Here is a 25,291-nt window from a genome sequence, read left to right as displayed (position 1 = left end):
AAGTTATTCAAGAACTATGCCAACCTACTCAAGGGGGGAGGTAGAATTGGCGTTGTTCATTAAAAAGTAATGACAGTAGTAACATAGAGTATGGGCTACGATGCAACGATTAGAGCCATCGCTACAAGCATAATAAAGGTGAATCAATCTTTAGCGTTTGGTTAACGAAAACTTTATTATAACCAACTTTTTGAGTGCTTGGGGAGGCTATCCCTTTATTTCATGTGACGATTTGCTAACTTGAGTTTGGTCGTTAGCTTGGCCTTTTCATGCAAGCATATCAAAGATGAATGGCGGGAAGGTAGAGAGAAAATAGAGATAAGCGGCAGAGCCTAACATAGTAGTCAGGCCCCTGAGCCTAGGTAGATAAAGGACTAAGGCGTATTTATATATACGTCGTTATGCTTTAGGAAATAGTAGATAAGGGGTTTTTGTGCTGACCAATAGCTTTTTAGTGTCGCTACCTTGTAGTAATTCGCGTAGACGAGATTGGCCAAAAGCCCCAGTCATAAGTAAACCGATATCATGTTGGTTTTGATAGTAGTTCAAAGCCGCAGCTACATCACGGCAGTCAAGCAATGTCTTTTTGGATTTGATACCCGCCTGTTTGAGCTTGGCGTAGGCTTCACGCAACGCATCACAGTTATCAGAAGTTTCCTTACCAACCATCACAATATGAACCGTTAGTGCACGCACCAGTGGCGTTTTACACAGCCAATTTAGTAGTTTATGGCACGTTGGACTGTTATCAAACGCAAATAAAGCAGTAGTAGGGGGCAAAAATGGTGCATGTGTCACCAAAATGGGGCAATGACTGACTCGAATGAGTTGGCTCAGCGTTGATTTGCAGGTGACGTGATGGCCTATAACGATCAATTGTGCTTGGTCATCGACGTAATCAATGCTCTGATTGAGGTTCTCATGACGATGTAGTGTATATGTCTTTAACTTATGACGTTGCTGCTCACAATACGAGGTCGCTTGAGATAATAGCAGTCGGCCCTGCGCTTTTAGCTCACAGTTACTTAGATGCTCTTTGGATGTGAACTGTTCGAGCAAAGCGTTTTCATCATCAATATTGAGGCAACCAGAATAATTAATAGCGGCTTTTTGCTGCAAGCTTGGCATCGAGTGCAATAAGCCAACAGACGCGCGCAGGCGAATAGAAGCCCACATACTGGCCTCTAGTACCGCTTGAACATGATCAGGACAGTCCAAGCAAGCAATCACACTATCTGGTTTTAAATTACTCATAAAACGACCACATCATTTTAATAATAAAAATCGGCTATCTCAGTTTAGGGTTGGCGTATGCAAAATACATCCAACCCTTTTACCAATATAACTGTCTATTAATATCCGATACATTATCCATAGACTAATAATACAGTCACATGGCAACCGCGTAGATTTACTTAGCAGTGTCGCTTAGTCTAACAAGCCAATGTCTCGGCGGTCATGAACAGAGAAGCGATCAATTAGTGTTCGACTCGCATTGTTGAGTCCTACCACTTTGACATCAATGCCTTCACGTTGCAAGCGCATCACTAGTTTGTCCAAGGTATCAACAGCGCTAACATCCCAAAAATGTGCTTGGCTTACATCAATCTGAATACTATCTACAGCTTCTTTGGTATCGAAGCTATGCAAGAACTGGGTGGTAGAAGCAAAGAATACCTGCCCTTGAACATAATAGTAGCGGGTATTGCTGCTGTCATCATATTCACTAAAGATGGTTAGGAACTGACCAATTTTATTGGCAAATGCTAAAGCAGATAGCAGGACACCTACGCCCACACCGTAAGCCAGATTGTGAGTAAAGACGGTAGTCAATACAGTCGCTAGCATGACGATATTAAACGACATTGGGTGTGTCTTAAATTCGCGAATAGATTGCCAGTTAAACGTACCAATCGATACCATAATCATGACTGCAACCAAGGCTGCCATTGGAATTTGACTGACCCACTCGCTCAAAAACACGACCATAATCAGAAGGACTACACCGGCCATCAAAGTAGACAAACGCGTACGACCACCCGATTTGACGTTGATCATTGATTGGCCAATCATCGCACAGCCTGCCATACCACCAAAGAAACCTGATACGACGTTAGCCATACCTTGACCACGACACTCTTTGTTTTTATCACTTGGTGTATCGGTCAATTCATCGACGATCGTTGCTGTCATCATAGACTCTAAAAGACCAACGATGGCAAGCGCGATAGAGTATGGCGCAATAATCAGCAAGGTATTTAGGTTCAATGGAATGTCAGGCAACAAGAATACTGGTAATGCATCTGGCAAATCACCCATGCTACCAACGTTACGAATATCAAGATTCATATACATTGCAACAGCGGTCAAACCTACAATACAAATAAGCGGTGAAGGAACGATGCGACCGATTTTAGGAATAAGTGGAAACAGATAAATAATCGCCAAACCAGCTGCCGTCATGATATAAACGGTCATGCCGACACGCTCAGTCATTGGGTTCAGTTCTGGTAATTGCGCGGCAAAAATCAATATTGCTAAAGCATTGACGAAACCGATAACCACTGAGCGAGAAACAAAGCGCATTAGATTACCAAGCTTTAGTATGCCCATCACGACCTGAATGGCACCGCAAAGCAAAGTTGCGGCAAGCAAATACTGCAGACCGTGGTCAGCAACCAAATCAACCATGACCAATGCCATAGCGCCAGTCGCCGCCGAAATCATACCTGGACGACCACCGACAAAACTGATCACTACCGCGATACAAAATGAGGCATATAAGCCAACCTTTGGATCAACACCAGCGATAATAGAAAAGGCAATGGCTTCTGGAATAAGGGCTAGGGCTACAACCAAACCCGATAAAACGTCACCGCGAACATTGGAAAACCACTCGTCACGCAAGTTATCAATAAAAGATGTCATAAGTAAACTACATAGGGTTAGAGGCAAAAAAAGTAATCATTACTCATTTATAAAATGATCGCGTTGCTAATAATAGCTATTCATTTTTCTTTTACTTCAACATGCACTAGGTCATGTTGCTGTGTTGGATTGTGAGAAACTAATAACCGAGGTATATAACTAATAACTAAGATATCTAACTAATAACCGAGGTATCTACTGATTTTTTTGGTATCAAAAATACGCTCATCAATAATCAATACGATGATAAGGGCAGTAAATTACCTAAAAATATTTTTTAAAAGATTGCTTAAAATAGGCAACTAGATAGATGTACCTACAATAATATATAGAGTCAGCAATCACTTGCTGTAGTAGAAGGTGATATATCACTCGTCAAATTATCAAAATTGTCTGATACACCCTTATCACAACAAGAATCGTTGATGAAGAGACGTGACAATCGCGCGATAAATGTGACAACATGCTAAACTAAAATGCTTGAGCAATGTGCTCAGCAAAATGCTGATAAATATTAATCAAGCTGACTATTATAGCATTAGCCACTTAATATAAAAACAGGCGAATAATAGCATAAACTCATAAAAAATCAGTACCGAAATCTGAACGATGGCGTTAAGATGCTTCACATCTTAGCGGCGTCGATTAGAGTCGCTATACAACAAGTTTATTTGTTACAACTTTTCTCGTTTATATAGAAGGAATAGATATGACCACTAATACAGCAACAGAAGCCTTACTTCATAAGGGTAGTGGTCTACAAGTCGTGGTGGGTTTGGGGCAGTCTGGATTGTCAGTCGCGCATTATCTGGCCAAGCAAGGCTATCAAGTCGCAGTCACTGATGCTCAAGTTACCCCTAAATTGGCCGATCAGTTGCCAGCTGAGATTGAGATTCGTCAGTTTGGTGCGATAGATGCCGATTTATTACAGCAAGCGGCACGTATTATCATTAGCCCAGGTATTTCTCTTGAGACTACCGCTGTGGCTGCTGCTCGCCAAGCCAATATTCCTGTAGTTAGCGATATTCAACTGTTCTGTGAAGCGTGTACCGTACCCATTGTAGCAATTACAGGCTCTAACGCCAAAAGTACGGTCACTACGCTAGTCGGCCAAATGGCGGCAGATGCTGGCGTTAACGTGGGCGTCGGTGGCAATATCGGTGTACCCGCTTTAACATTGCTAGATAATCCTGATATGGAGCTTGCAGTGCTTGAGCTGTCTAGTTTCCAATTAGAAACTGTCACCAACTTGGGCGCAAAAGTAGCAACTGTGCTCAATATGTCGCCTGATCACTTAGATCGTCATGGAGATATGCTCGGTTACCATCAAGCCAAACATCGTATTTTCCAAGGTGCAAAGTCGGTAATGATTAACCGTGAAGATGCACTCACTCGTCCATTGGTCGCAGACAACCTACCGAGAATTAGTACGGGTATTCATGCCCCTGATAAAGGTCAGTATGGTCTGATTACCGACACAGAAGGCCAAACTTATCTTGCTCGTGGTACAGAACGATTACTGTCGGCAGACAAACTGTTGATTAAAGGTCGTCATAATCTACTGAATGCGCAAGCGGCTCTAGCACTTGGTGAACTGGCAGGATTACCGCTAGAGAGTATGCTGACCACTTTGCAGCAGTTCACAGGTCTTGAACATCGCTGCCAATATGTAGCTAACGCTGCTGGTATTGATTATTTCAATGATTCTAAAGGCACCAATATTGGTTCGACCATGGCCGCTATTGAAGGCTTGGGTGCAGTCTATGCGCCAAAAGACGGTAAGCTATTATTGATCTTAGGCGGGCAAGGCAAAGGGCAACAGTTTGGTGAATTAACGCCTTTTATCAATCAATACGTGAGCCAAGTCTTGTTCATTGGTGAAGATGGTCAGCAGATTGAACAACATCTAAGAGCTGCAAGATTGAGTGATGATGTCGCATTACATCAGTGTCAGACACTAGAGAATGCCTTTGCGACTATCCAACAAGTCACTACCAGTAGTTTATCGCAAGTACAGGCTGTATTGCTGTCACCTGCCTGTGCTAGCTTTGACCAATATAGTGGTTATGCGGCTCGCGGTGACCACTTTAGCCAACTGGTCAATCAATTAGGTACCATACAATCAGAAGCTTGATAGGTAGTCGAATATATTAAGCAGCTATATAGGTTGGCATAGCAGATGTCTATTCTCTAGCAACAGCCAGTATTTTCTGGATAAATGATTGTTTTGCTTATAGATTGCTGCTACTGTCAAGCATATAATCCTGATTACTGAAATAGGTGCTGGCTAAGGCGTTTGCCAATGGTTAAAGGTTTCCTATCACCATCTATTTAGTACGATTTACTTTATAATTTTTTAAACGGTGGCGTTTCATAGACGCCGTGTTTTTTCGTTTGTTAGTGTATATAAAATTATGGCGCTCTCTTCTTTTTTTCGTTACTCGCCCCAAACCAAGCAAACCTCTGGCTCAGACGGTGTTCTGTCTATGCCGTCAGCGCGCGCAATTTTATTATCAAGCGTCGGCTGTATGATGGTGCTTAGTCTGCTGATGGTGGCTTCTGCTTCTATCCCTTTTGCGCTCAGCCGCGGTATGACAGAGCTATATTTTTTCAAAAACCAGCTGTTGTATATGACGATTGGTTTAATCGTTGCGGTCATTCCTTATTATGGCGTGTCTTTGCGCACACTTTATAAGACCGAGACCCAGTTTGCTTTGTTAGGCATCACGGGGCTATTGCTTGTTGCCACGTTGTTTAGCACACCAATTAATGGCTCTAAACGCTGGCTCACAGTAGGCGGCTTTAATTTTCAGGTAGCTGAGTTAGCCAAACTGGTCATGATTGTGTTTGTATCTGACTTTGTGGTGCGGCGATCTTTTGAAGTTCGTAATGGCCTAGATGGTTTCTTACGAATTATGTTGGTAGTGGCGCTGATCACGATACTGCTATTGTCGCAGCCAGACTTTGGTTCTTTTGTCGTCATCATTGGTACGCTGTTCGCGATTTTTTATATCGCTGGGGCGCCTTATAAGCATTTCTTAGCATTGGGTGCTGCTGCTATCGGTGGGGCGGTATTGATGGTGACTACGGCAGAGTACCGACTGGTGCGTGTGATGTCGTTTATGGATCCATTTGATGATGTGCAAGATACTGATTATCAGCTGGCACGTAGTTTGATCGCCTTTGGTCGTGGCCAGTTCACGGGTGTCGGCTATGGTGAAAGTGTACAGAAACTGTCGCATTTGCCTGAGGCGCATACGGATTTCTTATTAGCCATTACGGGTGAAGAGTTAGGGTTCGTCGGTGTTAGCATGGTACTGATACTTGAAGCATTGATCATCGGTAGTGCGATGCGTATCAGTTACAACGCGCTGAAACGTCGTCAAATGCGTATGAGCTATACCGCTTTCGGAATCGGTGTGGTGTTTATTGCCCAGACGATTATTAACGCTGCGATGAATATGGGTGCCATTCCAACCAAAGGTCTCACTATGCCGTTCTTTAGTTATGGTGGATCGTCTATGTTGATTAGCTTGGTTATGGTCGCGCTATTATTGAAAATATATAAAGAAAGCCCTGAAATCGAGAAAAGCCAATGCCGTTATTACTAATAGGCTCTATATATAATAGTCTCTGCATAGCTTCAGATTTTCGGTAAATAGTGTTTAGCATTATTGCAATAAAAGCGTCACTCTTAGTGGCGCTTTTTATTGTCTATTTTACGGCTGTTGATGTATTAACTATTTGTTAATAAGATAAATTTAACTGCTGCTTGCCTTGTAGCGGGGTGTTATCCCATTGCGCAATGGCTTGTTCAAGCATATTTTCTGGGGTATCGATATCGACCTTTGCTTGCTGCAGTAGCGATAGTGCTTCAGCAATAAGTTGACTCGGGTTTGATGTGTCGATTGGTTGAGCAAGGTTTTGCTTAGAGAGTTTTTGGCCGTCAGCATTATTAATCAATGGCAGATGATACCATTGGTCAATAGTAGGTAGGCGGGCGGCTTGCATGATACCGATTTGCGCAGTCGTCATAGGTAGAATATCAAGGCCACGCATGATATGACTAACCTGCTGTAGACCATCATCGAGGCTAGCTGCCAGTATGTAATTAATCATACCATCCTGACGACGAGCGACCATATCGCCTAACGTCTGCTGCGGATTATCCCATTGTAGTCCCTGAATACCGTCATTGAAGCCAATCCGATAGTCTGGTAGCTGAATACGTAGCTTATGCTGCTGTCTATCAAGGTCAGCTGCCACACAGCGACGTGGATACCGCTGCCGATTTGGCTGTACTTGGTCAATTAACGAAATCTGTTCGTCTAATAATGTCTGATCGGTCGCCGCGGTTAAGCCGGTACGACTATGGTTTCTACTTATCTCTTCTTGCGCCCAGTACTGTTCTAAGTCCTTACGGGAGCATTGGCAGCCATAGGTCAATGGTCGCAGGTATGATGATAGATAGTCGTTGTAGATATCAATGCGCTCAGACTGATAAATAACATCACCATCCCAATGTAATCCAAGTGCCTCAAGATCCATCAAAATTTGCTCAGTGAACTGTCTATCGCAGCGTTCAGTATCGGTATCTTCCATACGTAAAAGCCACTTACCACCAATTGATTTGATATGGCAAAAGCTGGCAAGCGCAGTCGTTAAAGAGCCGAGATGTAATTCACCCGTTGGTGAAGGCGCAAAGCGGCCAATAGGCTGTGATGGTAGCGTTTGAGTCGGCATGGCGGTAAGCATTGTTTTCAAAATAAATGGCTGTCTATAAGAGGTAATAAAGATAGAATAATAAATATGAGTAACAAAAGATATTCATTAAGTGAGATTGTTTTGTTAGTACTGTCATTATTCAGGCGATTGTATTTATCAGAGCAAAGTCAGTAACGCAACAAAATAGTGACAGTCTAAAATACAAAAAGCGACCTATTATAAGGTCGCTTCTGTTTACATTCATATCTGTAATATCTGATCTAAGCGCCTTGGTTTTGACGTTCTTTGATTTCAGATAAGGTTTTGCAGTCGATACATTGGGTAGCGGTTGGACGTGCCTCAAGGCGACGTAATCCAATCTCTACACCACAAGTCTCACAAAATCCATAGTCATCATTTTCGATTTCTAACATAGATTTGTCGATTTTGCGGATAAGTTTGCGCTCACGGTCACGAGTACGTAATGCCAATGCAAACTCTTCTTCTTGAGTGGCACGGTCATTGATGTCTGGCATGGCGCTTGACTCATCTTGGATGTAGTTTTTGGTACGATCCGCTTCGCCAATCAGTTGGTTTTTCCAATCCAATAAAATAGCCTTAAAGTGCTCCAACTGCGCATCAGACATATACTCTTCGTCTTTGGCCGGCACATAAGGAGTAAATTTAACTTCACTCGGATTCGTGGTCAGGGTGCTCATATGGGTATCCTACTTTTTCAAATTAATTCAATAAAACGACGTATCAAAAGACAAGACGTTATTAATGCTACAAACGCTACAATTTGTCCTTTTATCAAACGTTTCACCACTTGGTAATACAAGTAACACAGCTGATCAAATAATATCGTAGACTTTATATACTGACAGTTATATACCGATTGTTAGATAGATTGTTATATAAACTTCGGTTTTAATAATACTGTCTAAAGCATGCCGTAGGTCATTGATTGTGAAAACTGAGCTTGTGGTTAATGGGCCATCCTAGCTATCGTGCAGTGGCTTCATATTAGATATTGGGCCACCCTAGCTTTATTTCATAAGTTGTATCATTGTTTGTAATAATAATGAAGTGATTTTTTATACTGAATGCATATTTTATTTGTTTATTACTGTATTTTTTATCAAAAAATATTGGCGTAAGCTATAATTATAAAGGGCTATAGCTTTTACTAGTACCAATAATTCTGGGCATCAAGTATCCAGTCTTTCAACCCAGCTTGCAACTGTTCCATTGTTGGCTAATTGCAACCAGCGATATCCTGGTAATGCATGCTCATCATAAGAAAAATCATCTTCATAGGGTTTGAACTGATAGCAGGTAGATGGCGTGCTATACACCGTGACGCCTTGGCGCAGTCGAACTTGCTCTTGGTGAGTATGCCCACTGATCACCACTTGTAGCTGTTCAAATGGTGCCATATGCTCCCAAAAGCTCTCAGTGTTTTCTGCCATATGGGTATCAATCCAGTCAGAGTCAACTGGAACAATATGATGGTGTAGGGCGATTAATGCAGGCTTATTACAGGTACTGAGTCTCTCACATAACCAATTAATATCAGTAGGCGTAATCTCGCCTGCGACCTTACCAGAAATGGATGAGTCTAATAACAACAGCTGCCAGAAGTCAGTCTCAATGACATGACGACTTAACAAACGTGAGTCAGCAGGCTGAGCGACAAGCTCTCGCTGAAAAAATGGCAAGTCTTTACCATTCTCGTCCGTCACATCATGATTACCAGCAATACAAGCAAAAGGAATCTGAGTCGCTTGTAATACAGTAAAGATATGATCGTAAATTGAAGACTTTACTCGATTGACCAAGTCACCGGTCACAATAATCAAATCACAGCGAATATCTTCACTAAGCGCCTGCTGAAGCACGGCTTCAAAACTACGCTGACAAGTTACGTCATCACTATAGGTGTTACTTTCATCAACAAAGACAGGCGTCGATAAATGCAAATCAGTAATCTGTAAAATATTTATCGTTTTATCAGAGGTGCTTAACTTATTGGCAGGATAGTTTGGCATTGGTTCAGTCCCTTATCGAGTCACAACAATAAGTATTGTTAGCGCGAGTATGGATAAATGAGCTACTATTTTTCACTGGGTATTTATAATTATCATCAATCTACTATAAAAGAGCACAGCGTTTGCTTTGAACTTACTTTGACTCTAATCAACGATATTTATACTATTAACTAGTAATATCAAAGTTAGAGCCAACTTATAGTAATATTGAACTAAAGTATTCATTATATTAATAAAATAAAGTCGAACAAAAAGATAGCGAAAAACAGTCATATTTTATTTATTATAACGTATTTACAGCGACGCTAACTAAAGTTTTATCTTTATTAACTTCGAAAAAATGAGTGCAGTAAAAAATAAAGCAGCTAATATCAAGACGATAGAAAGACCTGTTTGAATGTCTAACCAAATACTACCCCACACACCAAGTGTCACACCCAGTTGAGCGATTATCAACGCTATAATCACCATTTGTTTTGGCGATGCCGACCATAGACGTGCGGTCAGTGCAGGTAGCACTAATAATCCGCTGATTAATAGACTGCCAACCGCTTGTAGTGCAATCGCACAAAACCCTGCCAGTACACCCATAAAAAACAGCCGTTGCCGCGTTGGGTTGATACCTTGAATACGTGCCAATGCTTCATGCGTTGCCAGCTTGATTTGCGCAGGCCAAATGTAAATAAGCAGTCCCAAGCCAGCTAATACGCTACCAGCAAGCAAAGGCAAATCTGCCCAATCAAGATCTAGCAAGTTGCCGAATAAAAACCCGAGCACATTGGCCTGTTGGTCAGTCAATTGGGTCAAAGCCAGCAAGCCTAGGCATAAGAGCGATACCGAAACGACTGCCAGTACAGCATCCACTGGCAGACGCTCATCATCAATCAAGACCAGCCCCAGTACGACCATGACACTGACTAATGCAATGCCGATACCCATTGGTAATTGCCACCACACAGCCAAAGCCACACCTAGCAACGTGCCATGAGCTAAGGCATCGGCGAAAAACGCCATGCGCCGCCACAATACCAAGCAACCTAACGGCGCTGATAATAACGCTAATATACTGCCAGCGATCCAAGCAGGCGCAATGATGGCTAACCAAGCAGTCATAATGAATGTCCGTAAAATTTTTTATAAAAGAGTAAAGCCGTATTATTTATATGTTTAATAGTTTTGGCTTTAATGAGCTGGATTTTGGCGATTTTGAGCCTTGATTACTGACGCTATAGCTTGCTTGGTGCATGGTGTTCACAGGCATGGGGCTGATGCACGTATGGCTGCTCATAATGATGACCAAATAGCTTTTGAAACTCAGTACTAATGGCCAGCTCGCTTGGTTGTCCTTCACAGCAAATATGCTTATTCAAACAAATGACGCGGCGGCTGCCTTTCATGACCCAATGCAAATCGTGAGACACCACCAGCATGGCGCAACGTAAGAAATCAGGCAGCTCATCAATGAACTGATATAGCCAAACTTCAGTATCGGGATCGAGACCCTGCATCGGCTCGTCTAAAATAAGCAAGTTGGGTTTGTCTAGTAGCGCTCTGGCCAATAGTACGCGCTGCGTCTCACCACCTGATAAATGCAACATCTGCCGTGACAGTAGATGGGTTAATGATAAGTTATCAAAGATAAACTGCCGCTGCTCAGGGGTTAAACGTTTCTTATCTGCTTGCCCCAACAAGTCGCAGACACGTAGCGGCAATATCGGTGGCACAGCAAATCGCTGCGGTACGTAGCCAAGCTGTAGCGGATGATGTGCTGTCATAGAGCCATCAGTTGACTCAATCAAACCTAAGATAAGTTTGACTAGCGTTGACTTACCAGCGCCATTGGGACCGATAAGGCTGACCGTTTCATTAACAGCAATGTCGATATCTATGTGAGAGAGCAGGCGTTGAGGCCCGATATGATAACTGATATTGGTTAAGCTCAATAATTTGTCAGCATTACTCACAGTACTGCTATTCGCAACAGCAGTATTCGACTGATTAGAAGGTAGGGTAGAGGTATTCATAATATGACAACGCATAGGTAAATAGACAATCGACGAATCATGCTTAAAACATTCACAAAAACCACAGTAGCTTTAATTTTACTGGCAAGCTTGGCAACGACCGCTAAGCTCAATGACACTACGCTCAACCACAAACCCCACATCTTGCTCGGCAAAGCTCATCATTTCCTGAACGGGCAGACTGCTGCATTCTTGCACGCGTTGACACTGATCGCAGATCAAGAAGGCGGCTGTATGCTGGGCGCGCGGGTGACAGCAAGGAACATAAGCATTGATAGACGTTAATTGATGAATTAATCCTTCACTTAGCAAAAATTCTAAACTGCGATAAACCGTCGGTGGCGCGACATTTTTCGGCGCTCGTTTTTTGGTTGTCTTAGTGTCTACCGAAAGTGTTGGTGGGCTCGCTACTTTTTGAATATTACTATCATTAGGTATAGACAGTCGCATTTGCTGCAACTGAGTGATTAGGTCATAAGCGCCGACGGGCTGATCTGCCTCCAAGACCAATTGATATATCTGCTGACGCAAAGGCGTAAATCGCGCGCCATTTACACGGCAATGCTCTTTAGCTGCTGCTAAGCGTTCATGAACATCATGCGGAGTCAGATCTTGCACATCATGCAAATGTTCGCAGATCGATGAAGTAATAGACATGGTACAAGCTCCTAAAAATAGCATGGTAATCGCATGACGTTTTTTATGATAGCGTTTTTTATTGTTATAGTATAACATACTAAAATAATAACTGAGTGAATTGTCTTATAGTAGTCTTGTATATCTACCCTTTTTACAGGAGTGGGGCAGGACACTATGACTTATACGTTCGTTATCCAACAATGCTATCTAACAATACAAGAGCTTACTATGAACGCTGTTTTTACTTACTCCGTACGTTCGCTTATCACATTACAGCGCTTGCTAATGACAGGATTGATAGTCCTAGGGTCTTTCACACTGAGTGCACAAGCTGCAACGGTCAGTGTTAGTAATTATCCGCTATTCTTGTTAAGTGAAGCAGTAACAGAAGGCGCGCCATCAGCCAATCGACTATTGCAAGCGGGGGAGGTAGGACATCATGGTAGTATTAGCCCTGGTGATATCAAGGCAATCAAAGAAAGTAAGTTTGTGGTATGGTTTGGTGAGCCGCTAGAAAACAATGTAGCAGCAAGTCTAAAAACAGCCCCAAATGCCATTGCTTTATTTGAGTTTGATGCATTCAATCGTCATCCATTACGTGATGTAAAGGGCGACGCTATCGCGGGTACACTAGATCCACATATTTGGTTAGACCCTGAAAATGCCAAAGCCATTACCCGTGCATTGGCTGTGATTCATAGCCATGCCAATCCGCAATATAAAGACCTATACCAAGCCAACGCGAAAAAATTTGCACAGCAACTAGACAAAGAAGTTACTGCATTTGAGCAAAGCTCTACTCAAAGTACCTCAAAAACACGACCTTATTGGGCTTATCATGATGCTTATCAATATATCGAAGACAGCTTACACTTAACGCTCGTCGGTAGCCTTAGCGTAGATCATCATCTATCACCCAAAGCAAGCCAACTACGTTGGTTAAACGAGCAACGCCCAGCTAAGCAAATGTGTTTAGTCAGTCCAAGTGAGCCAGCAAAAGGCTTACTTGCGAAGTTACAACCAGTGAAGAATACGGTACAGCCAGAAGATATGAGTAGTAGCGATGACTTTATCAGTGGTTGGCAGAATATGGCCAAACAGATATATCAATGTATCTCGTAATGTAGCCAAAAACAGTACTTTGCTAGGATTATTTGAGTTGGTTGTACAGCTTCGCTTCGAGCATTTATTACAGACTAAATAATATAATAATCTTAGCAAGATGCGTTAGGTGACTGATAAAAGTCATATTTTACTTGCTTAATAGTTACGCTCTACCTATAATAAGTAGCGTTTTATTTTGGCCGAAAGGTAATGCCTGTAGAGTAAGTCATTCACGGATAAAATTATCATAAGTATGATATATTGTCCCAATGCTGTAAGGGCTATAGGAATACCGATGACCAAGCCTGCCAAACGCACGCAAAAAGACAAGATTGGCATCTATATTAAACGACAAGCATGGATACTATTTATCCTTATTATTATTGCTTGGATAGTGGATACTATTTGGCTACATAGTGAGCTTACGATAGCAAAAAGCGCTGCAATTGGTGCGCTACTAAGTTTTATCACTCAAGCAGTATTTGCGTTTTTTATTTTTTGGTATACCGGATATCGCGCGCGCCAACGCATCGTTAGCCAGCTATATCGGGGTCAAATGTCAAAATGGTTATTGACCGTGTTTGGTTTTGCACTAATTTTTATTACCGTACAACCCCTATCTGCGCCAGCGCTGTTTATCGGTTTTATGGTAATGCAAATTAGTCACAGTTGGATGTTGTGGCATATACGCTAGCGCTAATAAATGATCGCTAAACAGATGGTTTATTAATAGTACTGGCAAGTCACCCTGCCGTCCAGCTTCTCTATGACTAGTTCGAAAAGTCGAAGCACAACGCTGTCTTAGGATAGCACCAGTGATTATAAAGACCGCACTATGAGTCTCAATGTTAGACGTAGTATGCAGTGAGAGGGTAGGGGTTACTCAACTATCTGTATTGCTGATAATTAGATTACTGATATCTGATTATGGTTAGTAGCTATATTAGCAAGTAAAACTGGTGGCTAACTTATTCATACAGTGGATAAAAAAATCACAATTGACTTTACACGAATACAACGCTGCATTAATATAGGCGGCTAAATATTTTGCTTATAAGCGCTACATTAAGTGCCGATCGTAAAAAACGGTCAGTGAGCAAGCACATATATAATAATTTTGCGTATAAAAATGCAAGGGCTATTACTGAGTTATCATAAGCCCTTTTTTGATAGCTAAAATTTATCTCACGCTATCAAATATTGCATATTAGTAATAGAACTATGGGTTGGATGTTGTTGGTTACATGAGTGATTTAGTACGGTTTATTTATTTGTTTAATAGCAAGATAGATATAAATACTACACCTCATCAGATGACAACCATATTTTTGGTAGTTGATTAAATCGTTGATTAATAAGAAGCTTACATTATGGCATCCGAGCAAACATCATCAGAATATATCTCTCACCACTTAACGAATTGGACGTATGGCTATCTGCCGGGCGAAGGTTGGAAAGTTGCTCATACTGCTGAAGAAGCAGGGGCAATGGGCTTTAACGCTATCCATCTTGATTCTATGCTATGGTCGATTGGTCTAGGTATCTTATTTTGCGCCGTCTTTTGGATGGTTGCCAAAAAAGTCACTTCAGGCGTGCCTGGAAAAACTCAGGCAGCAGTTGAGATGATCGTTGAGTTTGTTGATAACAACGTTCGTGATTCATACAGTGGTACATCAAAACTGATTGCGCCATTGGCGTTGACCATTTTTGTCTGGATCTTTTTGATGAACTTGATGGATTTGATACCTGTTGATTTCATTCCAGGTATTGCTGGTCAAATCGGTGCCGCTATGGGTCATGATCCACATCATGTTTTCTTTAAGATTGTTCCAACGACTGATCCTAACATCACGCTTGGCATGTCGTTCTCTGTCTTTGCACTGATTATCTTTTATAGCATTAAAGAAAAAGGTTTGGGCGGCTTTATCGGTGAGTTAACACTGCATCCGTTTGGCGCCAAAAACCCAATCGTACAAGCGATTTTGATTCCCATCAACTTCATCCTAGAAGCAGTTACTCTAATAGCCAAACCTGTATCACTTGGTTTGCGTCTATTCGGCAACATGTATGCTGGGGAATTGATTTTCATACTGATTGCTCTAATGCCGTTTTGGATTCAATGGGCGTTATCGGTACCGTGGGCTATCTTCCACATCTTAGTTATTACACTTCAAGCGTTCGTATTCATGATGCTGACGATAGTTTACATGTCGCTTGCATCATCAACTGAACATTAATTAGACATTCAATAGGTAAATGAGGATACATCAATGGATCCAGTATTAGGTGGTTACACAGTTATCGCAGTAGCACTACTTATCGGTCTTGGCGCACTTGGCACAGGTATTGGTTTTGCTATTCTAGGTGGAAAATTCTTAGAAGGCGTTGCGCGTCAACCAGAGCTTGGCTCACAATTGCAAACTCGTATGTTCATCGTAGCAGGTCTTCTTGATGCTATTCCGATGATCGGTGTTGGTATTGCTATGCTATTGTTGTTCGCTAACCCTCTAGCAGGTTAATCCGAAAGCTCAGTTGTAAATGTTTGGTATTCGGAGACTTTCTATCAAATATAGTCAAGATTTGACTACCAAACATGATCAATGAAACTGATTTTTCATTAACAAAGAGGTGATCACGTGAATATCAATTTTACCCTCGTCGGTCAAGCCATTGCTTTTGCAATATTTGTGATTTTTTGCATGAAATTCGTGTGGCCACCACTTATCGGTGCCATCAATGAGCGTCAGCGTAAAATTGCTGAAGGTCTGAATGCCGCAGAAAAAGCAAAAGCAGATTTGGCGACCGCGGAGCAAAATGTCCAGCAGGAACTTGATCTTGCAAAGACCAAGGCTGCCGCTCTAATCGAGCAAGCGAACAAGAGTGCCAATCAGCTCGTCGAAGATGCAAAATCGCAAGCCCAAGCGGAAGGCGAGCGCATTCGTCAACAAGCGCAAGCATCTATCGATCAAGAAATCAATCAAGCGCGTGAATCATTGCGTGCCCAAGTTGCTGAACTGGCTGTACTTGGTGCAGAGAAGATTTTGCAAGACAAAGTCGATGTGCAAAAACATGCCAGTATGTTAGACCAACTGGCGGCGAAGCTGTAATTGTGAGGATATAATGGCTGACTTATCAACCTTAGCACGACCGTACGCTAAAGCCGCGTTTGACTATGCCAACGAAAACGGCGCAGTCAACGAGTGGGAAAACTTCTTACTTGTTGCTAGCACTGTTGTCAATGACAAGTCGTTCAGTACTTGGCTAGACAATCCAGCTGTTTCTGCTGAGCATAAGTCAGCTGCTTTGGTCGATCTTTATGATACGCAAGTAGCTAGCGCTAATGATTCTGCTTTTAAGCAGTTATTAAGCGAAGCTCAAGGGACTAGCCTTGACAGTAACGTAAGCTATCCAAAAGTATCAGTAGCACTTAGTAACTTCGTTAAACAGTTATCAGAACAAGAGCGTCTGGCGCTGCTTCCTGAAGTTTATGAGCATTATCGCCGTCACAAGGCAATAAGCTTAAAGCAGCTTGACGCATATGTGACCTCTGCCTACCCATTGACTGATGAACAGCGTCAAACGCTACAAACGCGTCTTGCTGCCTCGCTAAATGCTAGTGTAGTGATTCACGAATCAGTTGATCCAAGTCTATTGGCAGGCGCTACAATCAAAGTCGGTGACAAAGTCATTGATGATTCGATGCGCGGCAAGTTACAACAGTTAAAAACACAGCTAACTGCCTAATGCCAATCATCAATACAGTCAAATATTGACTGTATGATTATAAGAGCAATTAAGTCAGTGGGCGGGTTATCATAAATTAAAGGAAACAAGGCAATGCAACAATTGAATCCAGCGGAAATCAGTAACCTGATTAAGCAGCGTATTCAAGACCTTGATGCGGGTGCAACTGCAAAGAATGAAGGCACGATTGTCAAAGTATCTGACGGTATCGTGCAGATTCATGGTCTTGAAGATGCCATGTACGGCGAAATGATTGAGTTTGAAGGCGAAATCTACGGAATGGCTCTAAACTTAGAGCGTGATTCTGTTGGCGCGGTAGTACTTGGTGATTACCTAAAGCTGCAAGAAGGTCAAAAAGCCTATTGTACTGGTCGTATTCTTGAAGTACCAGTAGGTCCTGAGCTGTTAGGCCGTGTTGTTGATGCTTTGGGTAATCCTATTGATGGCAAAGGTCCTATCGATGCCAAGATGACTGATAAAGTCGAAAAGATCGCTCCAGGCGTTATCGACCGTCAATCAGTAGATCAACCAGTAATGACTGGTTATAAAGCCGTTGATACCATGATTCCAATCGGTCGTGGTCAGCGTGAGCTTATCATTGGTGACCGTCAGACTGGTAAAACAGCGATGGCTATTGATGCGATCATCGCACAGAAAGCTTCAGGCATTAAATGTGTATACGTGGCTATCGGACAAAAACGTTCGACTATCGCTAACGTCGTACGTAAGCTTGAGCAAACTGGCGCACTAGAATACACCACTGTTGTGGTTGCTTCAGCATCAGAGCCTGCAGCACTTCAGTATATCGCACCGTACTCAGGTTGTACGATGGGCGAATACTTCCGTGACCGCGGCGAAGACGCACTGATTGTATTTGATGACTTATCAAAGCAAGCAGTCGCTTATCGTCAGATTTCACTACTATTACGTCGTCCGCCAGGTCGTGAAGCTTATCCTGGTGACGTATTCTATTTACATTCACGCCTACTTGAGCGTGCATCACGTGTAAATGCTGATTATGTAGAAAAATTCACTAACGGTGAAGTGAAAGGTAAAACTGGTTCTTTAACCGCTCTACCAATCATTGAAACACAAGCTGGTGACGTATCTGCATTCGTACCAACCAACGTGATTTCGATCACTGATGGTCAGATCTTCCTAGAGTCTAGCTTATTCGCCTCAGGTATTCGTCCAGCAGTAAACGCTGGTATCTCGGTATCTCGTGTTGGTGGTGCCGCTCAGACTAAGATCATCAAAAAGCTATCTGGTGGTATTCGTACCGCTCTAGCTCAATATCGTGAACTAGCAGCATTTGCTCAGTTCGCATCAGATCTTGATGACGCAACTCGCGAACAGCTTGATCATGGTGAGCGTGTGACTGAATTGATGAAGCAGAAGCAGTATCAGCCGATGTCAATCTCTGAGCAAGCAGCCGTTATCTATGCTTCAAACGAAGGCTTCTTAGCTGACGTACCTGTCGAAAAGATTGGTTCTTTCGAAGAAGCGTACCTACGTTATATGCATGATGAGCAAAGTGAATTGATGCGTGAGATTGATGACACTGCGAACTACAATGATGATATCGCAGGTCGTTTAAAGTCATCTCTAGAGACCTTTAAACAAAATCACAGTTATTAATTTAACGGGTTAAGCCGAATTGGTTATAACTGTAGCTTAGAGCTGATAAAGTGGCGCGTTGTCTGACCAGATATTTGCGCCACTGTTTTAACCATTATCGGTATTAGATCGCGTAATGCCACAAGATATAAAATGTTATTCTGTAGGACTGATGTTGTATATCAAACGATTGTCGCATGCGCCAATGCTTTTTAACCCTCTTATATTGGAATCATTATGGCAAGCTTAAAAGAGATACGTGCCAAAGTCACCAGTATTAAAAGCACCCAGAAAATTACTCGTGCTATGCAAATGGTAGCGGCAAGTAAAATGCGCCGTGCGCAAGAGCGCATGGACGTGGGTCGCCCGTATGCTGATAGTATGCGCCGGGTTATTTCACATTTGGTGCATGCCTCATCAGACTATAAACATCCGTATATGGTATCGCGTCCAGTCAATAAGGTTGGCTATATTGTCATTACCTCTGACCGTGGCCTAGCGGGTGGTTTGAATATTAACTTATTCAAAGCCCTAACTAAAAGTATCCAAGATTATCAAGATCAGTCTGTACAGGCTGAGTTTGCAGTCATCGGTGCCAAAGGTGTGAGTTTCTTCAAAAACTTTGGTGGTAAAGTTACGTCGGCTGTGACCGATTATGGCGATAAACCAACGTTTGAACAATTGAATGCACCGGTTCAAGCGATGCTTGAAGACTATAATAACGGCAATATTGACCGTATTTATGTAGTCTATAACCGATTCGTCAATGCAATGACTCAGAAACCAACGGTTAATCAGTTGGTTCCTCTACCAGAGCAGTCATTTGATGATGAAGACAGTGGTCTACAGACAGAACTTAGCTGGGATTATATCTACGAGCCTGACATCAAGACGTTAATTGATGAATTGCTTGGTCGCTATATTGAGTCGATTGTTTATCAAGCGGTAATGGAAAACATTGCCTCTGAGCAGTCTTCACGTATGGTTGCGATGAAAGCGGCAACAGATAATGCTGGTGACCTTATTAACGATTTACAGTTGGTTTATAACAAGCTGCGTCAAGCGGCGATTACCCGAGAAATCTCGGAAATCGTTGGCGGTGCTGCTGCTGTTTCATAATTGACTACACCTATATATAGAAGTTCAAGGAGAACGCAATGAGTAGCGGTCGTATTGTACAGATTATTGGCGCGGTTCTTGACGTTGAGTTCAACCGTAATGAAGTTCCTCAAATTTTTGATGCCTTGCAAGTAGATGGTACCGAAACCACCCTAGAAGTACAGCAACAGCTAGGTGACGGTATCGTACGTACTATTGCAATGGGTTCAACCGAAGGTTTAAAGCGTAACCTACCTGTTACTAATACTGGTGCACCGATTTCTGTGCCTGTTGGTACTGGTACGCTAGGTCGCATCATGGATGTTCTTGGTCGTCCTATCGATGAAGAAGGTCCTGTTGTTGCTGACGACAAATGGTCTATCCACCGTGAAGCACCAAGCTACGCGGATCAGTCAAACAGCACTGAACTACTAGAGACTGGTATTAAAGTTATCGATCTACTTTGCCCATTCGCTAAAGGTGGTAAAGTTGGTCTGTTCGGCGGTGCTGGTGTTGGTAAAACCGTTAACATGATGGAGCTGATCAACAACATCGCTCTAAAACATGAAGGTTTGTCAGTATTTGCTGGTGTTGGTGAGCGTACTCGTGAAGGTAACGATTTCTATCACGAAATGCAGGAAGCTGGCGTTGTAAACACTGAAGACTTTAGTAAGTCTAAAGTAGCAATGGTATATGGCCAGATGAATGAGCCACCGGGTAACCGTTTACGTGTTGCACTGTCTGGTTTGACCATGGCTGAGTACTTCCGTGATACCAAAGATCCTGTTACTGGCAAAGGTCGTGACGTACTATTGTTTGTTGATAACATCTACCGCTATACACTAGCGGGTACAGAAGTATCAGCACTACTTGGTCGTATGCCGTCAGCGGTTGGTTATCAGCCAACACTAGCTGAAGAGATGGGCTTACTACAAGAACGTATTACGTCAACTCAGTCAGGCTCTATTACTTCAGTTCAGGCGGTATACGTACCTGCGGATGATTTGACCGATCCATCACCTGCTACAACATTTGCTCACTTGGATGCAACAGTTGTACTAAGCCGTGATATCGCATCACAAGGTATCTATCCTGCGGTTGATCCACTCGATTCAACGTCGCGTCAGTTAGATCCACAAGTAATCGGCGAAGATCATTACAATGTTGCTCGTGGTGTTCAGGAAGTTCTACAGCGTTATAAAGAGCTTAAAGACATCATCGCTATCTTGGGTATGGATGAGTTATCAGAAGAAGATAAACTGGTTGTTTATCGTGCTCGTAAGATTCAGCGCTTCTTGTCTCAGCCATTCCACGTAGCTGAAGTCTTCACTGGTGCACCTGGTAAATACGTACCACTACGCGATACCATTGCTAGCTTTAAAGCAATCATCGCTGGTGAATACGATGACCTACCAGAGCAGGCGTTCTACATGGCTGGTAGCATCGATGAAGTAGTCGCTAAAGCTGAAAAAATGAAGTCTAAGTCAGCGTAAGTTGTATGAGCATAAGCTAACGAGTAGATATAATATAAACCTTATATCTACTCTTCAGTAACGCATCGCAGTTTTACTGTTTTTTGATCGCGCTTTGATGGTAAGGAATTAAGTATGGCAACGTTACAATGTCGCGTCGTAAGTGCTCGTGAAGAGTTGTATTCAGGCGAAATTAGCATGTTAATAGCTACTGGTACCGAAGGCGAGATTGGTGTATTGCCAGGTCACACACCGCTTATTACTTTGCTAAAGCCAGGTGCAATGCGAGTGCAAACACCAAACGGTGAAGAAGAAGTAATTTACGTCTCAGGTGGTGTACTAGAAGTACAGCCTAAGATGGTTACGGTATTGGCTGATACAGCTATGCGTGCACACAATCTTGACGAAAGCAAAATCGTCGAAGCACGTAAAAAAGCTGAGCAAATGTTAGTTAACCAGTCTGATACGCTACAAACCAATGCGGCTTTGGCCTCACTTGCAGAGTCTGTAGGACAATTACAGACTATTCGTAAGTACAAAAACCGCGCGTAATTTATTACTGATGGCTCTAGCTAATAATTTAGAGTTGTCGCTAGAAATAATGATAAAAAGACAGTCCATTATATGGGCTGTTTTTTTATGCCTATTCATTATGAAATTAACGGTTCTGCATTGAATACACATGGTTATCACTTGGATAATATTTGTGGCAGTTCACTCTATTCTCAGGAAAAATCTTTTATTATCAATGAATCATCGCCTATTGGAATTTTCTTAAAAAGACACTGGCGACAACGGTAATATATGGTTATATTAGACATAACGTATTATAAGTAATGAGCAGTAACTGTACGCAATAATATTGGCTCGATGGTTTGGATAATAAGCAAACGATAGATAATCCAAATTGCAATGTACTAACGAAGTAATTGACGTAATTTCTGGACGCAAACTAAAGTTTTGATAGGGGTAGTTTATAGGTTTTGTTACCGACTATCAGCTATAGTATAGGAAGCTGATAATTTAATAGTATACTGTGCTACCAAGTTTGTAACAGCTATACGAACATCAATTGTGCCACTATATGGTGCTATTAATTTTACCGCTCTTACTTTTACTGCTTTTAAATTAGATGTATTAGAGGATATAACAATGACAACGAATGAAGAAGACAATACCCCCCGAATCTTGATTGTTGAAGATGATGAGCGTCTGGCCATGTTGACTCAAGATTACTTGGTCAAGAATGGTTTAGAAGTGGCAATTGAAACTGATGGTAATCGTGCTATTCGCCGTATCGTCAATGAGCAGCCAGATATGGTTGTACTTGATGTTATGCTACCTGGTAGCGATGGTTTGACCGTATGCCGTGAAGTACGCCCGCATTATCAAAATCCAATTTTGATGTTGACTGCACGTACTGAAGACATGGATCAGGTATTGGGTCTTGAGATGGGTGCTGATGACTATGTTGCCAAGCCTGCTCAGCCACGTGTATTGCTTGCCCGTATTCGTGCGCTACTGCGCCGCTCAGAAAATGCACCATCAGAAGATGTGCCACAACGTCTGGAGTTTGGCGAGTTAGTAATTGATAACGGCGGTCGTTCAGTTAACCTAGGTGATGAGTTGGTTGATTTCACCAGTGCTGAATATGATCTACTATGGTTACTTGCTTCTAATGCAGGTCGCATCTTGTCACGTGAAGATATCTTTGAGCGTCTACGCGGTATTGAGTATGATGGTCAAGATCGTTCAATTGACGTACGTATCTCACGTATTCGTCCAAAAATCGGTGATGATCCAGAAAATCCAAAACGTATTAAGACCGTACGTAGTAAAGGCTATCTATTCGTAAAAGAAGGCAACTAATATTGTTGCTTCTATAGGTTGATTAATTATTAATCATTATTCGAAAAAACCAGCAACGATGCTGGTTTTTTTTGTGGCTAAATTTTAATTTTTAAACTTAAATGCAGTGTTATGTGGTTTAATTAAGCCATTATTATAGACGCTGACTAAATATGTGTCATACATATAAGTCTTTGGATGATTGCTGCATATGGATTAAAATACGGTAATTAAAAGTCAAAGTTAAAGTCTATCCCTATTCGATCATGTTCGATATCGTCAAACACATAGCACTACCTATATGTTTGATGATATTGGCAATCTCTATTTATTAAGTTGGTCACGGCACGTATGTCATTAGTCTCTTCTTTAAAACACAGTATTTTTGTTCGTATCTATGCTGGGCTACTTATAGTCTGCTTGTGTGTGGCACTCTTTGCGCAGTTATTGATGGATACCATCAATAAGGAACGTGTGCAGTCCTATCGTGAAAATATGGCAATGGGGGCGTTCCATTTGGTGAGTGAAGGAATCTCTCACCAAAATAGCGAGGAAGAGCGTGAATATTGGTTATCAGATGCGAGCAGTTTGTTTGGTACTACTTTTAAAGTCTTGCCTATTGACGAAGTAGACTTTAGTGCCAGTGAGCTACGCCGCTTTAAAAATGATAATACCGTTGTACGTTATTTTAACCAGCCTGTATATGCAGATGTTTATTATCGTTTGCCGGATAACAAGAGTGTTTTAACAGCGAGAATCTCTCAAGTTACCGAACAGCAAGTGCGGGCAATCGCGGTCTTTTTGTTAGACGATTTGTCTTATCACATGACACTGTCGGACAAACGCGCACGTTTGGCTGAATTGGAGAAGAAGTTTTCTTTTCCTTTAGCGTTTAAAGCAGTCAATACACTTGAGTTAGATTCAGATCAGATGGCTCGTCTGCGTCGTGACGAAGTTGTCATATCGCTGCAAGATACTAACAGTAGTACGAGTAACTCTGCGATTAGGGTAGTGGTACCCTCTGAAATCAATGATATGGCAATTTTGATTGGGCCTATACCTTTATTTAACTGGTTCCCGCTTAACTTAATTATTAGTATGATTCTTATCAGCATGTTCCTAATTAGCTTGGGTGTATATGCGCTCATCTTCCCGCTTGAGCGTAAGCTGCAACTGATTCAGGTAGGTGTGAATGAGGTCAGTCAAGGTAACCTTGATATTCAAGTACAGGTTATTGGTCAAGATGAAATAGCGCGTTTGTCAGCGACTTTTAATGCTATGACCTCGCATATTAAGCGTTTGATTGAATCACAGCGAGAGCTTACCCGAGCAGTCTCACATGAGCTTCGTACGCCAGTGGCTCGTATTCGATTTGCCGTAGATATGCTTGCTGATACAGATGACGAAGACTCACGTTTTATGCAGCGTGATTATATTGATGAAGATATTGAATCGCTTAATGGTTTGATTGATGAGATTTTGACCTATGCTAAGCTTGAGGAAGGGTCACCAAAGTTAGATTTAGAACCAGTAAACTTAAGAGAGCTGTTAGAGCAGATCGAGCGCGAAACCAATGCGCTAGGTAAACCTATCAAAATAGTAACCAGTCTGCCAAATGCAAAAGTAACAGCAGTGGCAGATAGACGCTACTTACACCGTGTGATTCAGAATCTTGCAGGTAATGCGTTACGCTATGCAGAAACGACTATTATCATTAGTGCAGGTGTCAAAAAAGGCAATGCCTTCGTCAGTGTTGAAGATGATGGACATGGTATTCCTGAAGCAGATCGCGAAAAAGTATTCATTCCATTCTCACGCTTAGATGATAGCCGTACACGCGCGTCAGGTGGCTATGGTCTAGGCTTGTCTATTGTATCGCGTATTGCCTTTTGGTTTAATGGTAGTATGAAAGTAGATGAGAGTCGTGAGTTAGGCGGTGCAAGGTTTGTGATGACATGGCCTATGAAACCATTGACGCAAATTCTTGCTGCTGATGAATTGACGCAAGAGAAAAGCGAGCGCGACTTCGATACTAAGTTGTCAGATTAGCCCAAGTTATAGG

General features: G+C 42.2%; 22 protein-coding genes. 14 read left to right on the top strand and 8 right to left on the bottom strand.

The features are described from left to right. Window positions 1–399 precede the first annotated feature (399 nt). Entirely contained in the window at window positions 400–1,254 is an 855-nt protein-coding gene (locus tag CXF69_RS12910) for a universal stress protein (RefSeq protein WP_102078332.1), read from the bottom strand. A gap of 174 nt (window positions 1,255–1,428) precedes the next feature. Beyond that, the gene (locus tag CXF69_RS12905) at window positions 1,429–2,928 is read right to left on the bottom strand and encodes a SulP family inorganic anion transporter (RefSeq protein ID WP_102078331.1); all 1,500 of its coding nucleotides are present in this window, start codon (window positions 2,926–2,928) and stop codon (window positions 1,429–1,431) included. Window positions 2,929–3,637: 709 nt separating this feature from the next. Between CXF69_RS12905 and murD the strand changes: the two genes are divergently transcribed. Further along, complete coding sequence (murD, locus tag CXF69_RS12900; protein ID WP_102078330.1) at window positions 3,638–5,062, top strand: UDP-N-acetylmuramoyl-L-alanine--D-glutamate ligase; 1,425 nt, start codon at window positions 3,638–3,640, stop codon at window positions 5,060–5,062. Window positions 5,063–5,342: 280 nt separating this feature from the next. Further along, window positions 5,343–6,539, top strand: a complete 1,197-nt coding sequence (locus CXF69_RS12895; RefSeq protein WP_180952629.1) for an FtsW/RodA/SpoVE family cell cycle protein — start codon at window positions 5,343–5,345, stop codon at window positions 6,537–6,539. Between the two features lie 136 nt (window positions 6,540–6,675). Here CXF69_RS12895 and gluQRS read toward each other — a convergent pair whose 3' ends face one another. The 6 genes from gluQRS to CXF69_RS12865 all read right to left on the bottom strand — a co-directional run bounded on the left by gluQRS (window position 6,676) and on the right by CXF69_RS12865 (window position 12,364). Continuing rightward, on the bottom strand, window positions 6,676–7,671 hold the full coding sequence (gluQRS, locus tag CXF69_RS12890) for a tRNA glutamyl-Q(34) synthetase GluQRS (RefSeq protein WP_102078328.1): 996 nt from the start codon (window positions 7,669–7,671) through the stop codon (window positions 6,676–6,678). Window positions 7,672–7,913: 242 nt separating this feature from the next. Then, complete coding sequence (dksA, locus tag CXF69_RS12885; RefSeq protein ID WP_057762021.1) at window positions 7,914–8,351, bottom strand: RNA polymerase-binding protein DksA; 438 nt, start codon at window positions 8,349–8,351, stop codon at window positions 7,914–7,916. Between the two features lie 492 nt (window positions 8,352–8,843). Then, complete coding sequence (locus tag CXF69_RS12880) at window positions 8,844–9,683, bottom strand: metallophosphoesterase (protein ID WP_102078327.1); 840 nt, start codon at window positions 9,681–9,683, stop codon at window positions 8,844–8,846. A gap of 309 nt (window positions 9,684–9,992) precedes the next feature. Further along, window positions 9,993–10,796 carry a metal ABC transporter permease gene (locus tag CXF69_RS12875; RefSeq protein ID WP_101205961.1) on the bottom strand — a complete coding sequence of 268 codons (804 nt, stop codon included), beginning with the start codon at window positions 10,794–10,796 and terminating at the stop codon, window positions 9,993–9,995. A 113-nt stretch (window positions 10,797–10,909) separates the two neighbouring features. Further along, window positions 10,910–11,707: a metal ABC transporter ATP-binding protein gene (locus CXF69_RS12870; RefSeq protein ID WP_102078326.1), complete on the bottom strand. Its 798-nt coding sequence runs from the start codon at window positions 11,705–11,707 to the stop codon at window positions 10,910–10,912. Window positions 11,708–11,785: 78 nt separating this feature from the next. After that, window positions 11,786–12,364 (bottom strand): Fur family transcriptional regulator, encoded by a 579-nt coding sequence (locus tag CXF69_RS12865; protein WP_102078336.1) that lies wholly within the window; start codon window positions 12,362–12,364, stop codon window positions 11,786–11,788. Window positions 12,365–12,574: 210 nt separating this feature from the next. Here CXF69_RS12865 and CXF69_RS12860 point away from each other — a divergent pair, with 210 nt between their 5' ends. From CXF69_RS12860 to CXF69_RS12805, 12 genes are all read left to right on the top strand, one after another. After that, window positions 12,575–13,468 carry a metal ABC transporter substrate-binding protein gene (locus tag CXF69_RS12860; RefSeq protein WP_227522959.1) on the top strand — a complete coding sequence of 298 codons (894 nt, stop codon included), beginning with the start codon at window positions 12,575–12,577 and terminating at the stop codon, window positions 13,466–13,468. A 277-nt stretch (window positions 13,469–13,745) separates the two neighbouring features. After that, window positions 13,746–14,144 (top strand): ATP synthase subunit I, encoded by a 399-nt coding sequence (locus tag CXF69_RS12855; RefSeq protein WP_101205958.1) that lies wholly within the window; start codon window positions 13,746–13,748, stop codon window positions 14,142–14,144. A gap of 676 nt (window positions 14,145–14,820) precedes the next feature. Next, window positions 14,821–15,687 carry a F0F1 ATP synthase subunit A gene (gene atpB / locus CXF69_RS12850; RefSeq protein WP_101205957.1) on the top strand — a complete coding sequence of 289 codons (867 nt, stop codon included), beginning with the start codon at window positions 14,821–14,823 and terminating at the stop codon, window positions 15,685–15,687. 33 nt (window positions 15,688–15,720) lie between these two features. Further along, window positions 15,721–15,969 carry a F0F1 ATP synthase subunit C gene (atpE, locus tag CXF69_RS12845; RefSeq protein WP_010197960.1) on the top strand — a complete coding sequence of 83 codons (249 nt, stop codon included), beginning with the start codon at window positions 15,721–15,723 and terminating at the stop codon, window positions 15,967–15,969. 117 nt (window positions 15,970–16,086) lie between these two features. Next, on the top strand, window positions 16,087–16,557 hold the full coding sequence (locus CXF69_RS12840; protein WP_101205956.1) for a F0F1 ATP synthase subunit B: 471 nt from the start codon (window positions 16,087–16,089) through the stop codon (window positions 16,555–16,557). 13 nt (window positions 16,558–16,570) lie between these two features. Continuing rightward, window positions 16,571–17,194, top strand: coding sequence for a F0F1 ATP synthase subunit delta (locus CXF69_RS12835; protein WP_057762004.1), 624 nt, complete (start codon window positions 16,571–16,573; stop codon window positions 17,192–17,194). 93 nt (window positions 17,195–17,287) lie between these two features. After that, window positions 17,288–18,832 carry a F0F1 ATP synthase subunit alpha gene (atpA, locus tag CXF69_RS12830; protein WP_057762002.1) on the top strand — a complete coding sequence of 515 codons (1,545 nt, stop codon included), beginning with the start codon at window positions 17,288–17,290 and terminating at the stop codon, window positions 18,830–18,832. Window positions 18,833–19,048: 216 nt separating this feature from the next. Further along, window positions 19,049–19,930 carry a F0F1 ATP synthase subunit gamma gene (gene atpG / locus CXF69_RS12825; RefSeq protein ID WP_101205955.1) on the top strand — a complete coding sequence of 294 codons (882 nt, stop codon included), beginning with the start codon at window positions 19,049–19,051 and terminating at the stop codon, window positions 19,928–19,930. Between the two features lie 38 nt (window positions 19,931–19,968). Then, the gene (gene atpD / locus CXF69_RS12820) at window positions 19,969–21,402 is read left to right on the top strand and encodes a F0F1 ATP synthase subunit beta (RefSeq protein WP_101205954.1); all 1,434 of its coding nucleotides are present in this window, start codon (window positions 19,969–19,971) and stop codon (window positions 21,400–21,402) included. Window positions 21,403–21,516: 114 nt separating this feature from the next. Continuing rightward, the gene (locus CXF69_RS12815; RefSeq protein WP_057761996.1) at window positions 21,517–21,933 is read left to right on the top strand and encodes a F0F1 ATP synthase subunit epsilon; all 417 of its coding nucleotides are present in this window, start codon (window positions 21,517–21,519) and stop codon (window positions 21,931–21,933) included. Between the two features lie 600 nt (window positions 21,934–22,533). Then, on the top strand, window positions 22,534–23,250 hold the full coding sequence (locus CXF69_RS12810; protein WP_057761994.1) for a response regulator: 717 nt from the start codon (window positions 22,534–22,536) through the stop codon (window positions 23,248–23,250). Window positions 23,251–23,580: 330 nt separating this feature from the next. Beyond that, entirely contained in the window at window positions 23,581–25,278 is a 1,698-nt protein-coding gene (locus CXF69_RS12805) for an ATP-binding protein (RefSeq protein ID WP_101205953.1), read from the top strand. Window positions 25,279–25,291: the final 13 nt, after the last annotated feature.

The sequence above is a fragment of the Psychrobacter sp. Choline-02u-9 genome (genome assembly GCF_002836505.1).
In the GTDB taxonomy this organism is placed as follows: domain Bacteria; phylum Pseudomonadota; class Gammaproteobacteria; order Pseudomonadales; family Moraxellaceae; genus Psychrobacter.
Note: the sequence above shows the minus strand (reverse complement) of the source record. Positions and strands in the feature narration are given on the sequence as shown.